Origin of the sequence: Variovorax sp. OV329, assembly GCF_900114785.1 — a bacterium.
Taxonomy (GTDB): Bacteria; Pseudomonadota; Gammaproteobacteria; order Burkholderiales; family Burkholderiaceae_C; genus Variovorax.
Map to the genome: position 1 here is coordinate 246,780 of NZ_FOUG01000002.1, position 12,550 is coordinate 259,329.

The window sequence follows — 12,550 nt, forward strand, 5'->3', positions numbered from 1 at the left end:
CATCAGGCCGGTGAAATCGATCAATTCAGCAGGTCGAAAGCCTGCGCTTCGACCAGGGCAAAACCCTGCGTAAAGCGCGCCAGCACTGCGTAGAAGCCCGCGCGCGGGTGCACCGCGACAGCCTCGCACATGTCGCCCAGCCAGGGCTGGATGTGCGAAGAAAAGAAGGCTTGCTGCTGTGTCAGGTTTGCCACGCTCACGTCCTCGCCGGCGATGAGATAGCGCATCACTTCGAAGAGACAGGCGACGTGGTCCTCGGTCTCGCCGATGGTCTCGTCGCGCGCCAGGCCCAGGCGGGCCAGGTCGCCGCGCAGCTTGGCGAGCGGCTTGTCGTTGAGGAAGCCGCTCATGTAGTGAGAACCAAAGAGGTAGATCTCCGGCTTGCCCATGCCACCGAAGAGCGCGTCGTACTCGGCACGAAGTTCGTCCTCGCTGCGCTCGCGCGCGGCGCCGACCAGCTGGCGCCACGGTTCCTCCAGCAGTGCACCTTCCACCGGCGCCTGCGTGGCGGCGACCGAGAAGGCCTCGAGCAGCTGCGCATCGGGCGCCGCATACCAGAGGCGCGCCAGCAGCCCGTAGAGCTCGGCGCGGGCAATCTCCTCGTCGAGGGCGGACGAAACGGTGGGCGCGTTCATAGCTCGGTGATCTTCACTTCGTTGGTGGCGGCATAGAGGTCGATGACGCGGCAGTCGCCGCACATCTTCAGGCGCTCCAGCGCCTCGCCCTGGAACATGGCGTGGCCGGCCAGCTTGCCCAGCATGGCCTCGATGGCCTTCTGGGTGCCGAATGGCTTGCTGCAGCGGATGCAGGTCCACGGCCTGGCCTCGTTGAGCACCACGGGCTGCGCGCGCTCGGGCGTGGGCAGCAGGCGCGGCACCAGCGCGATGGCGTCTTCCGGGCAGGTGGTGGCGCACAGGCCGCACTGCACGCAGTTCTTCTCGATGAAGCGAAGCTGCGGGGCGTTGGGGTTGTCCTGCAGCGCGCTGGCGGGGCAGGCGCTGACGCAGGCCAGGCACAGGGTGCACTTGTCCTTGTCGACTTCGATGGCGCCCAGGGGCGCGCCGGCCGGCAGCGGGATGGCCGCGGGCTGCGGCGTCTTCAGCGCCGGGGCGGCGTCCATGAGGTGGTCCAGCGCCATTTCGAGCGTGGCGCGCTTCTCCGCGCCGACCGCGAAGCGCGCGACGTTCAGCGGCACCTGCTGCCGCGCGCCACGCAGTGCGACCAGTGCGGCATCCAGTTGCGCCGGCCCGATCGCGTCGATCGCCACGAAGTGCGTGCCCGTGTAGCCCAGGCCCCTCAAGAGGGCCTGCGCGATCTCCATCTGATGGGCGATGGCCGCCCGGTACTGCGGCGCTTCCTCGCCGGTGAAGAGCACGGCCACTTGCGCGCCGCCGAAGGCGATCGCCGACAGCCACAGGTCGATGCCGGTGCTGGCGCTGTGGAACAGGCCGACCGGGATGACGTTCGCCGGCACGCCCTGCGCCTTGCCCAGCTGCGCCTGCCGGCCGAGCTGCTCGACCAGCGCGCGGCCGCCCTCCTCGCTGTGCAGCAGCAGCGCCGGCTCGCGCCCGCCCGCCTGCAGGTAGGTGGTCAGCAGCGTGCGCAGCTTCAGGCCCTGGTCCGGCGCGCGCGGGTAGCTGTAGGCCAGCGCGCCCGTCGGGCAGACGGTGGTGCAGGCGCCGCAGCCCACGCAGAGGTTGGGGTTGACGACGATGCGCTGGCGTTCCTTCTCGCTGCGGATGGCATGCGCCGAGCAGACCTCTACGCAGGCGTTGCAGCCCACCTGTTCGTTGCGGCTGTGGGCGCACAGCTTCTGCTTGTAGTCGAAGAACTTGGGCTTCTCGAACTCGCCCACCATCTCGCGCAGCCGAAGCACGGTCTGCAGCGCATCGGGCCGTCCGGCCAGGCCGCCGGCGACGTGGAAATAGCCTTGCGGCGGCGCGTGCCAGTCGATGCGCGCGGTGGCGCCCAGGTCCAGCACCAGGTCGAACTCGGCGCCGTGCAGCTGCGGCTCGCGTTGCAGATCGATGGCGCCGGCCACGCCGCAGGCCTTCACGCAGTCGGCGTGCGAGGTGCAGCGGGAGGCGTCGATCTGGTAGTCGAAGCCGATGGCCTGTTCGGGGCAGGCCGCGATGCAGGCATTGCAGCGGGTGCACAGGTCCAGGTCGATGGGGTTGTCCTGCGTCCAGCCCAGCTTGAAGGCGCCGAGCCAGCCGGCCAGCGATTCGATGCGGCCGGCCATGACCGGGAAGCGCCGCTCCTGCGCCCCGCCCTGCGCGCCGGGGCCGGTGGAGAAAATGCTGACCTGCAGCGAGTCGGCCAGCAGCGACGCGGCCTGCTCGGCCTGGTCGAGGGGACCGATGACCAGCAGGCGGCCCTGGCTCTTGTAGGACACCGTGGCCACCGGCTCCGGATCGGGCAGGCCGGCGGCAGCCAGCAGCGCGGCGATCTTGGGCATGGCCGTGCGCGCATCGCGGCTCCAGCCGCCGGTCTCGCGGATGTTGACGAAGCGGATGGGCGAGGTGGCCCCAGGCGTCTGCTCGGCCAGCTCGGTGAACAGGCGCTGCTCCTGGGTGCAGGCCACCACCACCTCGTCGCCACCGCTGCCGGTGATGGCGCGCTGGAAGGCCGGGGCCTCGCGCCGGCACAGGGTGGTGTGGAGGGGAAGCTCTCTCTTGTCAGGCAGTGCCGCGCCGAGGGTCTTCGGCTCCAGCGGCATCGTCTTGTTGCAGTCGCAGATCAGCGTGGTCGTCATCGGTCTCTTGGCTGGCCGTGCGCGCACCCTGGTCGGGTGCTGCGCCTGGCGGGCTGGGAACTTCCTTCAGGGAATGCTCCGACTGTGCCACGTCCTGGACCGACGTCAGGGCAGGGGTTTCTTGGACCGGCCCCTTCTTCCCTTCCTCGTCGTCGTCCACGAGCTTCAGGAAGGCCGCGCTGGCCATCTTGCGCAGGGTGGCCGCCGGCAGCGGCGCGGGGTTGGAATAGTCGTCGATGTAGACGTCCATCCGGTCCATCACATTGAAGTGCGGATCGGCGAACAGCTTCTTCATCGCGGCGTTGCGCACCTCGGGCGCCACGTCGCGGGCCATGAAGGGCTTGAAGTCGGACTCGGGCGTCAGGGCTTGCGTGTCTTCCAGCGTCGGCGGCGGCGCCTCGGCTTGCTGCGATGCCGCGTCGGGGCTCGCGCCTTCGGCAGGCGGCGACTCGGGCGGCCGCGATTGCGTTGCCGGCACAGCTTTCGGGGCCTCGGCCTTGGGCGGGCGGGGCTCCTCGGGCGGAGCGGTTTCGCCCTGCGTCTTGCGGCGCGACCAACGCTGCAGGAAGCCTTCTTCAGACATCGCCCGCCCCCCGCTTCTTGCTGGTGCTCACGCTGGCGACATTGCCGAAGCGGTCCGTCAGCGGCCTGAAGCTCTGCGGCCGCTGGCGGCGCTTGGGCTCGGCCTTGTAGTGCTCCTCGACGAAGCCGCGCAGAAACTGCACCACCTCGGGCTGGGCCGGCACCTGCTCGACCATCTCCTGCGCATCGAGCCAGCGGCCGGCGTCGTGGTAGCTGAGCGTGACGATGACCGGGCGCGCGATGGGCTCGCTTGCCACGGTCGCCGTTTCCTCCAGACGCCACAGCACGAACCAGCAGGGCGACTCGGTGCTGGCGTTGAGGTAGTAGCCCTCGGCATCGTCGGCGAACAGTTCCACCACGAAGCCGGGGTGCAGCCAGCGCTGCTCGCCCTCCTCGCTCTCGTGCACCAGGCGCGGCTCGGTGCCGGCGCCCGGCTCGTCGGGCAGCACGCTGTCGAAGACCCAGCGCCATTCCTGCCAGCGCGCGGCCGGCCCCCGGACGCGCTCGCGGCGCATCAGCACCGCGACGTCCAGGTAGGGCCGCTTGGGGGTCGTCGGGTCTTGGTCGTTGCGCGCCGCGTCTTCCGGCATGGTTCCTCAGGAGGTGATGTCTTGCACCTCGCGAGAATAGCCTGCCACCGGCGCCGGCGTGCCGCCGCGGGTCAATCGCACCGCGCAGTACTTGAACTCCGGAATCTTGCCGAAGGGGTCCAGCGCCGCGTGGGTCATCAGGTTGGCCGCCGCCTCGTAGTAGGCGAAGGGCACGAACACCGCGCCCTGCGGCGTGCCGTCGTCGCGCCGCACGTGGATGGCCACCTCGCCGCGCCGCGACTGGATGGTGATCACGTCGCCCGGCGACAGGCCCAGCCTGCTCAGGTCGGCCTGGGTCATCGAGGCGGTGGCGATGGGCTCCAGCGCGTCCAGCACGGTGGCGCGGCGCGTCATGCTGCCGGTGTGCCAGTGCTCCAGCTGCCGGCCGGTGATGAGCACGAAGGGATATTCCGCATCGGGCCGCTCGGCCGCCGGGATGATGTCGGCCGGCACCAGTTTTACCCGGCCGTCGCTGGTCGGGAAGTCCTGCACGAACACGATGGGCTGGCCCGGATCGTCGGCGCTCAGGCAGGGGTAGGTCACGCTGGATTCGCGCTGCAGCCGGTCCCAGGTGATGCCGCTGATGGCCGCGTGCATGGCCTGGCGCATCTCGTCGTAGATCTCGGCCACGCCGCATTCCTCGCCCTGGTAGTTCCAGCCCAGGCCGATGCGCTTCGCAAGCTGCTGGATGATCCACAGGTCGGGCTTCGCATCGCCCGGCGGGTTGAGCGCGCGCTTGCCCAGCTGCACCATGCGGTCGGTGTTGCTCACCGTGCCTGTCTTCTCCGGCCAGGCGCTGGCGGGCAGCACCACGTCGGCCAGCCAGGCGGTCTCGGTCATGAAGATGTCCTGCACCACGAGGTGCTCCAACGCGCCGAGCGCGTGGCGGGCATGGTTCAGGTCCGGGTCGCTCATGGCGGGGTTCTCGCCCATGACGTACATGCCGCGGATCTTGTGCGGATCGCTGTCCTCGGCCAGGGCCTTGTGCATGATCTCGACCACGGTGTAGCCGGGCGTCCTGTCCAGCGGCTGGCCCCAGAACTTCTCGAACCACTCGTACGCAGCCGGGCTGTCCACGCGCTGGTAATTGGGGAACATCATCGGGATCAGGCCCGCGTCGCTGGCGCCCTGCACGTTGTTCTGGCCGCGCAGCGGATGCAGGCCCGAGCCCGGCTTGCCGATCTGGCCGGTGACGGAGACCAGCGCGATCAGGCAGCGCGAGTTGTCGGTGCCGTGCACGTGCTGGCTCACGCCCATGCCCCACAGGATCATCGCGCCCTTGGCGGTGGCGAAGGCCCGCGCGACTTCGCGCAGCGTTTCTGCTGGAATGCCGCAGATCGGCGCCATGGCCTCGGGGCTGTAGCCCTTCACGTTCTCCTTGAGCGCCTCGAAGTTGCTGGCCCGCTCGCGGATGAAGCTCTCGTCGACCAGGCCCTCGTCGATCACCGCGTGGATCAGCGCGTTGAGCATCGCCACGTCGGTGTCGGCCTTGAACTGCAGCGTGCGCCAGGCGTGTTTGCTGATGTCGGTGCGGCGCGGGTCGGCCAGCACGATCTTGGCGCCGCGCTTGGCGGCGTTCTTCATCCAGGTGGCGGCCACCGGGTGGTTGGCGGTGGGGTTGGAGCCGATGATGAAGATCATCTCGGCGTTCTCCACGTCGTTCACCTGGTTGCTCACCGCGCCCGAGCCCACGCCCTCCAGCAGCGCGGCCACGCTCGATGCATGGCACAGGCGGGTGCAGTGGTCCACGTTGTTGCTGCCGAAGCCGGTGCGCACCAGCTTCTGGAACAGGTAGGCCTCCTCGTTGCTGCCCTTGGCCGAGCCGAAGCCGGCCAGGCTCTTGGGGCCGCAGGTGTCGCGCAGCTGCGCCAGCTTGCCGCCGGCCAGCTCGAGCGCCTCTTCCCAGCTGGCCTCGCGGAACACGTCGCTCCAATTGAGCGGCTGGCCGTCGTCGATGCTCTTGGGAATGCCGGGCTTGCGGATCAGCGGCTTGGTCAGGCGCTGCGGGTGGTGCGCATAGTCGAAGCCGAAGCGGCCCTTGACGCACAGGCGCCCGTGGTTGGCCGGGCCGTCGCGCCCGTCCACGCTGACGATCTTCTCGTCCTTCACGTTGTAGGTGATGAGGCAGCCCACGCCGCAGAAGGGGCAGACCGAGTCGACCTTGCGGTCCACCACCTGCGAGCCGACCTGCGTCTTGGGCATGAGCGCGCCGGTGGGGCAGGCCTGCACGCATTCGCCGCAGGCCACGCAGGTGCTGTCGCCCATGGGGTCGTCCAGGTCGAACACGATCTTGGAGTCGCCGCCGCGCATGGCGTAGCCGATCACGTCGTTGACCTGCTCCTCGCGGCAGGCGCGCACGCAGCGGTTGCACTGGATGCAGGCGTCGAGGTTGACAGCCATGGCCGGGTGCGACACGTCCGCCTTGGGCTGCTCGCGGCGCAGCGCCTTCAGTTCGGGGCGCACCTCGATGTCCAGGCGCTCGGCCCATTCGCTCAGCTCACCGTGCTGCCCGGCGCCGCCTTCCGCATCGTTCCACTTGTAGCCCTGGTCCGGCATGTCCGAGAGCAGCATCTCGACCACCATCTTCTGGCTCTTGACGGCGCGCTCGCTGCAGGCCTGCACTTCAATGCCGGGGGTGGCGGCGCGGCAGCAGCTGGGGGCCAGCACGCGCTCGCCCTTGATCTCGACCACGCAGGCGCGGCAGTTGCCGTCGGGGCGCAGGCCTTCCTTGTAGCAAAGGTGGGGGATGTCGACGCCGGCGCGCTTGGCGGCCTGCAGGATGGTCTCGCCTTCGTAGGCCTCGACCGCCTTGCCGTCGAGCTGGAACTCGAGGGTCTGCGGCATCAGGTTCTGGAGGTTGATGGGAGCGTTCATGTTCTTGTTCTCCTCGCTCAGGCGATTTCCTCGGGGAAGTACTTCTGGATGCAGCGGATCGGGTTGGGCGCGGCCTGCCCCAGGCCGCAGATGGAGGCATCGCCCATCACCTGCGCCAAGTCTTCCAGCGTGGTGTTGTCCCACTGCTTCTCTTCCATCAGCGCGGCGGCCTTGCCGGTGCCGACGCGGCAGGGCGTGCACTGGCCGCAGCTTTCATGCTCGAAGAAGCGCATCACGTTCAGGGCGGCGTCGCGCGCCTTGTCGTGCTGGCTCAGCACCATCACGGCGGCCGAGCCGATGAAGCAGCCGTAGGGCTGCAGGGTGTCGAAGTCCAGCGGGATGTCGCCCAGGCTCGCCGGCAGGATGCCGCCCGAGGCACCGCCGGGCAGGTAGGCGTACAGCTCGTGGCCGTCCAGCATGCCGCCGCAGTACTCGTCGATGAGTTCCTTCACCGTGATGCCGGCGGGCGCCAGCTTCACGCCCGGGTGCTTCACCCGGCCGCTGACGCTGAAGCTGCGCAGGCCCTTGCGGCCGTGGCGGCCGAAGCCGGCGAACCACTCGGGGCCTTTCTCGACGATGTCGCGCACCCAGTAGAGGGTCTCGAAGTTGTGCTCCAGCGTGGGCCGGTTGAACAGGCCCACCTGCGCGATGTAGGGCGGGCGCATGCGCGGCTCGCCACGCTTGCCCTCGATGCTCTCGATCATCGCGGACTCCTCGCCGCAGATGTAGGCGCCGGCGCCGCGGCGCAGCTCGATGTGGGGCAGCAGGTAAGGCGGGTCGTCCTGCAGCTTCGCCAGCTCTTCTTCCAGCAGCGCGCGGCAGTCGTGGTATTCGTCGCGCAGGTAGATGTAGCAGGCGTCGATGCCCACGCAGTGCGCGGCCACCAGCAGGCCTTCGAGAAAACGGTGCGGATCGCGCTCGAGGTAGGTGCGGTCCTTGAAGGTGCCGGGCTCGCCTTCGTCGATGTTCACGGCCATCAGCTTGGGCGCCGGCTGGTCGCGCACGATGCGCCACTTGCGCCCCGACGGGAAGCCCGCGCCGCCCAGGCCGCGCAGGCCGGAGTCTTCCATCGCCTTGATGACGTGCTCGACCTCGCGGATGAGCTCGCCCTCGTCCACCTGGCCGGTCGCCACCGCCTTGGCCAGGCGGTAGCCGCCGTGCGCGCGGTAGGTGTCGTAGTCGGTGAAGGCAGGCAGCGTGCGCACCTGCGCCAGTTCGGGCGAGACGCTGCGCTCGGCCAGTTCCGCCGGATTGAACACGACGAGCTCCCGCGGCGACTCGCCGGTGGGTGGCTCCGGCTGCAGCGCCTGCAGCACACGCTCGGGCGTGGCCAGGGGCACCGCCTGCTGGTTGATCGCGACCGCGGGCGCCTGCTCGCAGCGGCCGATGCAGGGCGCGGCGATGACGCGCACGTCGTCGCGGCCGGCCAGGCCCAGGATCTGCGGCAGGCGCGCCAGCAGGTCGCCGGCGCCGGCGAGCGAGCACGACAGGCTGTCGCACACGCGGATGGTCACGGCGGGCAGCGCCTCGCCGCCGCGCAGGATCTCGAAGTGATGGTAGAAGGTCGCGACCTCGTACACCTCCGCCATCGGGATGTTCGTGAGGGCCGACAGGGCCACCAGGTGCTGGTCGTGCAGGCCGTTGTGCGCGTCGTTGACCTTGTGCAGGAACTCGATCAGCAGGTCGCGCCGGTAGCCGCCCTGCGGCTTGTGGCCGATGAGGGCGCGCACCTCCTCCATCGCGTTGCCGTCGGGCTGGCGGCCCTTGAGCTTGCTCTTCTTGCGGATGCGCTCGCGCATGTCGTCGACCGTGCCAAGCGGGATCGCCTGGACGCTGCTGTTGCTGCGGCTGCCTGCCGTGCCGGGGTGTTGCTGCATCTGCCTGGGCCTTCGGCACCGGTCCGTGGGGCGGCCGGCGCTTGTCTCGATTTCTGGATCATCCTCTTTGCAAAGGCCCTTGTCCCTGAGGAGAAAAGGGACCTATGCAAATCAATTCCAGTGTCTTCGCAGGCGTGGCAAAGCGTCAAATTCAATCGGCGAACCGATCGATTAGCAAATTGAATGAACTGGAGCCTCCCGGCTTTTCACTTCGCTTCGCTGCGTGTAATTCGCCACCTCCCGAGGAGGGGACCCCACCTGCGGCCTGGCAAAGCCAGTTCCGCGGTGCGGGGCTTGACCCGCAGCACGGTCAAGCAACTTACGTGTTTTTGCTGACCGTGATGGTGGGGAACTTGGCGGAGAAGTCCTTGGCCTTCTCGGCGATGCCGACGGCCACCTTGCGCGCGACTGCCTTGTAGATGGACGCCACTTCGCCGTCGGGGTCGGCCACCACGGTGGGCTTGCCGCTGTCGGCCTGCAGGCGGATGTTGATGTCCAGCGGCAGCGCGCCCAGGTAGGCCATGTCGTTCTGCTCGGCCATCTTCCTGCCGCCATCGGCGCCGAAGATGTGCTCCACGTGGCCGCAGTTGGAGCACACGTGCACCGCCATGTTCTCCACGATGCCCAGGATGGGCACGCCCACCTTCTCGAACATCTTGATGCCCTTGCGAGCGTCCAGCAGGGCGATGTCCTGCGGCGTGGTGACGATGACGGCGCCGGTCATGGGGACGCGCTGGCTCAGGGTGAGCTGGATGTCGCCGGTGCCCGGCGGCATGTCGACGATGAGGTAGTCCAGGTCCTTCCAGTTGGTCTGGCGCAACAGTTGCTCCAGCGCCTGGGTGGCCATGGGGCCGCGCCAGATCATGGCTTCGTCCTGGTCGACCAGGAAGCCGATGGACATGACCTGCACGCCGTGGTTCTCCAGCGGCTCCATGGTCTTGCCGTCTTCGCTTTCGGGACGGCGGTTGATGCCCAGCATCATGGGCTGGCTGGGGCCGTAGATGTCGGCGTCCAGCAAGCCCACGGCTGCACCCTCGGCCGCCAGTGCCAGCGCCAGGTTGGCCGCGGTGGTGCTTTTGCCCACGCCGCCCTTGCCCGAGGCCACGGCGATGATGTTCTTCACGTTGGGCATCAGCTGCACGCCGCGCTGCACCGCATGCGAGATCACCTTGGTCGTGATGTTGACCGAGACGTTCTCCACGCCCGGCACGGTCTTGGCGGCTGCGACCAGCGCCTTGCGCAGTGCCGGCACCTGGCTTTTTGCCGGGTAGCCCAGCTCGATGTCGAAGGACACGTCGCCTTCGGCGATCTGCACGTTCTTCAAGGCGCGGGAGCCGACGAAGTCCTTGCCGGTGTTGGGGTCGAGGACGGATTTGAGCGCCTGCGAGAGTGCTTCCTGGGTAACGGCCATGGTGGGGTTCTTCTGGTGGATCTGCTGCGATTCGATGGCGGCTAGTCTAGGGCCTGGGCGAAAACTTCTGGCCGGACGCGCGGCGGTGCCGCATGGGCGCCAGGGTTTTCGATCTCGCACCTTGGGGTAGGCTGGCGGCCTTCCCTGCCGACGAACTTCATGACGACGATCTCTTTTGCCGCCTCATCGGCGCGCTACAGCGCCTGGCGCCGGCGCGCCCATTGGCTGACCTTTGCGCTGGTGGTGCTGGCCTACCTCAGCATCGAGTCGCGCAGCTTCCTCGAGCGCGGCTCGGCGGCGCGCATGGCGGTGGTGCAGCTGCACTACTGGCTGGGCATCGCGGTGCTGCTCATCACGCTGCCGCGCGTGCTGCTGCGCACGCGCGAAGGCACGCCACCTGTCACTCCGCCGCCCGGCGCCGCCGCGCGCCTGGCCGCCTGGACCATGCACCTGGCGCTGTTCATCTTCCTGGTGGTGCAACCGGTGCTCGGCATCGCCACCCGCCTGGTGTCGGGCCGCGGCATCGGCGTGCCCTTCACCGGCTGGGCGATCCCCTCGGTGATGGCCGACCGCGCGCTGGCCAAGGCCATCGAGGGCGTGCACGAGCAGCTGGGCACGGTGTTCTACGCCGTCATCGGCCTGCACATCGCCGCCGCGCTCTGGCACTGGTTCAAGGGCCGCGACAACGTCATGCAGCGCATGCTCTGAGGCCGGCCTTGGACGCGCGTGCCCGCCCCGCCACCGGCCTGGTGCTGACAGGCGGCGGCGCCCGTGCCGCCTACCAGGTGGGCGTGCTGGAAGCCATTGGCGAACTGCGCCGCGCGCACGCGCCCGGGCACCTGGGCGGCAGCCCTTTCGACATCATCACCGGCACCTCCGCCGGCGCCATCAACGCGGCCGCGCTGGCCTGCGGGGCGGACGACTTCCACACCACCGTCAAGCGACTGGTCGAAACCTGGCGCAACTTCCACGCCGAGCAGGTCTACCGGGTCGATTCGCTGGCCATGCTGGACGCGGCGGCGCGCTGGCGGCTGCTGCTGGGGATGGGGCAGCTGCTGGCCCGGATGCTGCGCATCAAGCCGCGCTCGCTGCTGGACAACACGCCGCTGTCCGAACTCTTGCAGCGCACCGTGCCGCTGGAGCGCTTGCCGGGCCTGATGCGCGACGGCCACCTGCAGGCGCTGGCGGTGACGGCCTCCAGCTACAGCTCCAGCGAGCATGTGTGCTTCTACGACAGCGCCGGGCAGGTGCAGCCCTGGGTGCGCAGCCAGCGCCTGTCGTCGCACGGGCGCATCGGGCATGCGCACCTGCTGGCCTCCTCGGCCATTCCTTTCATCTTTCCGGCGGTGGCGCTGCAGCTGCGCGGGCGCACCGAATACTTCGGCGACGGCTCCATGCGGCAATCCGCGCCGCTGGCGCCGGCCATCCACCTGGGCGCGCAGCGCATCCTGGCCATCGGCGCCGGACGCATGAACGAGCCGCACGACGAGTCGCAGCTGCCGCCCAACACGCTCACCGGCCATCCGTCGATGGCGCAGATCGCCGGCCACGTGATGTCCAGCATCTTCCTGGACTCGCTGGCGGTGGACGTGGAGCGGCTGCGCCGCATCAACCACACGCTGACGCTGATTCCGCCCGATGCGCGCGCGGCCAGCGGCCTGCGCCCGCTGGAACTGCTGCTGATCTCGCCTTCGAAGCGCATCGACGCCATCGCCGCCCGCCACGTGAACGCGCTGCCGCGCCCGGTGCAGCGCCTCTTCGTGGGCCTGCAGCCCAACAGCGTGACCCAGCTCAAGGCCGCGGCCTTCGCCAGCTACCTGCTCTTCGAGACGCCCTTCACCGAGGAACTGATCGCCCTGGGCCGCGCCGACACCCTGGCGCAGCGCGCGGCGGTGTGCGCCTTCTTCGGCTGGAATGCAGGCGGGGATCAGGCGGCGTCGGCCGACACCGACAGCGGCTTGACCATGCGCACCGCGTCCTCCACGCCTTCGTAGTAGCCCACCGAGACGCCGGTCTCGCCGAAGCCGTGCCGCCGGTAGAAGGCCATGGCGCCGGGATTGGTGATGCGCACCTCCAGGTGGATGGCGGTGCAGCCCGCCACCCGCGCGGTGGCCTCCAGCCAGGTCAGCAGGGCCGAGGCCAGGCCCTGGCGGCGATGGCCCGGATGCACCGCCAGCAGGGAGACATGCGCTTCTTGCTCGCCGTACTGCATGATCGCGAAGGCCGGCACGCCGGTGCCGCCGCGGCGCATCACCACCACGTTGGTGTCGGCGTCGTGGATGCAGCGCATCACCCGGCGCACGGTCCAGCGCCAGGTCAGCCCGTACTCGATGGCATCGCGAGAAAGCTCGGCGATGGCCAGCGCGTCGGTGGTTCTTGCGAGGGTGATGTCGTGTTCGGAAGTCACGAGTGGGCCCGGATGCCCGATGACTATAGCCCGCCAACTAAAATACCGCTCCCC

The 12,550-nt window shown here is 69.1% G+C and carries 10 protein-coding genes; 2 read left to right on the top strand and 8 right to left on the bottom strand.

Annotated elements, in window-relative coordinates; translation table 11 throughout:
- Nucleotides 1-20: 20 nt before the first annotated feature.
- From BM345_RS03890 to apbC, 7 genes are all read right to left on the bottom strand, one after another.
- Nucleotides 21-635: a TorD/DmsD family molecular chaperone gene (locus BM345_RS03890; RefSeq protein WP_093375744.1), complete on the bottom strand. Its 615-nt coding sequence runs from the start codon at nt 633-635 to the stop codon at nt 21-23.
- On the bottom strand, nt 632-2,755 hold the full coding sequence (locus tag BM345_RS03895; RefSeq protein ID WP_254789515.1) for a 4Fe-4S binding protein: 2,124 nt from the start codon (nt 2,753-2,755) through the stop codon (nt 632-634). Before BM345_RS03895 ends, BM345_RS03890 begins: the two co-directional genes overlap by 4 nt.
- On the bottom strand, nt 2,679-3,338 hold the full coding sequence (locus BM345_RS03900; RefSeq protein WP_093375748.1) for a DUF3306 domain-containing protein: 660 nt from the start codon (nt 3,336-3,338) through the stop codon (nt 2,679-2,681). Before BM345_RS03900 ends, BM345_RS03895 begins: the two co-directional genes overlap by 77 nt.
- On the bottom strand, nt 3,331-3,927 hold the full coding sequence (locus BM345_RS03905; RefSeq protein ID WP_093375750.1) for a DUF3305 domain-containing protein: 597 nt from the start codon (nt 3,925-3,927) through the stop codon (nt 3,331-3,333). The genes BM345_RS03900 and BM345_RS03905 overlap by 8 nt, the downstream gene beginning before the upstream one ends.
- Before the next feature lie 6 nt (nt 3,928-3,933).
- Nucleotides 3,934-6,801, bottom strand: a complete 2,868-nt coding sequence (gene fdhF, locus BM345_RS03910; protein ID WP_093375752.1) for a formate dehydrogenase subunit alpha — start codon at nt 6,799-6,801, stop codon at nt 3,934-3,936.
- Between the two features lie 17 nt (nt 6,802-6,818).
- On the bottom strand, nt 6,819-8,678 hold the full coding sequence (locus BM345_RS03915) for an NADH-ubiquinone oxidoreductase-F iron-sulfur binding region domain-containing protein (RefSeq protein ID WP_254789517.1): 1,860 nt from the start codon (nt 8,676-8,678) through the stop codon (nt 6,819-6,821).
- A gap of 319 nt (nt 8,679-8,997) precedes the next feature.
- Entirely contained in the window at nt 8,998-10,089 is a 1,092-nt protein-coding gene (apbC, locus tag BM345_RS03920; protein ID WP_093375754.1) for an iron-sulfur cluster carrier protein ApbC, read from the bottom strand.
- A 159-nt stretch (nt 10,090-10,248) separates the two neighbouring features.
- Between apbC and BM345_RS03925 the strand changes: the two genes are divergently transcribed.
- On the top strand, nt 10,249-10,797 hold the full coding sequence (locus BM345_RS03925) for a cytochrome b (protein ID WP_093375756.1): 549 nt from the start codon (nt 10,249-10,251) through the stop codon (nt 10,795-10,797).
- Nucleotides 10,798-10,805: 8 nt separating this feature from the next.
- Nucleotides 10,806-12,083: a patatin-like phospholipase family protein gene (locus tag BM345_RS03930; protein WP_093375758.1), complete on the top strand. Its 1,278-nt coding sequence runs from the start codon at nt 10,806-10,808 to the stop codon at nt 12,081-12,083.
- On the opposite strand, the gene BM345_RS03935 is transcribed toward BM345_RS03930, so the two are convergent.
- The gene (locus tag BM345_RS03935) at nt 12,017-12,496 is read right to left on the bottom strand and encodes a GNAT family N-acetyltransferase (RefSeq protein ID WP_093375760.1); all 480 of its coding nucleotides are present in this window, start codon (nt 12,494-12,496) and stop codon (nt 12,017-12,019) included. The two genes, BM345_RS03930 and BM345_RS03935, sit on opposite strands and share 67 nt — an antisense overlap.
- Nucleotides 12,497-12,550: the final 54 nt, after the last annotated feature.

Coding starts and splice junctions, on each gene's coding strand:
- BM345_RS03890 (WP_093375744.1), bottom strand. CDS start 635: ATGAACGCGCCCACCGTTTCGTCCGCCCTCGACGAGGAGATTGCCCGC.
- BM345_RS03895 (WP_254789515.1), bottom strand. CDS start 2,755: ATGACGACCACGCTGATCTGCGACTGCAACAAGACGATGCCGCTGGAG.
- BM345_RS03900 (WP_093375748.1), bottom strand. CDS start 3,338: ATGTCTGAAGAAGGCTTCCTGCAGCGTTGGTCGCGCCGCAAGACGCAG.
- BM345_RS03905 (WP_093375750.1), bottom strand. CDS start 3,927: ATGCCGGAAGACGCGGCGCGCAACGACCAAGACCCGACGACCCCCAAG.
- fdhF (WP_093375752.1), bottom strand. CDS start 6,801: ATGAACGCTCCCATCAACCTCCAGAACCTGATGCCGCAGACCCTCGAG.
- BM345_RS03915 (WP_254789517.1), bottom strand. CDS start 8,678: ATGCAGCAACACCCCGGCACGGCAGGCAGCCGCAGCAACAGCAGCGTC.
- apbC (WP_093375754.1), bottom strand. CDS start 10,089: ATGGCCGTTACCCAGGAAGCACTCTCGCAGGCGCTCAAATCCGTCCTC.
- BM345_RS03925 (WP_093375756.1), top strand. CDS start 10,249: ATGACGACGATCTCTTTTGCCGCCTCATCGGCGCGCTACAGCGCCTGG.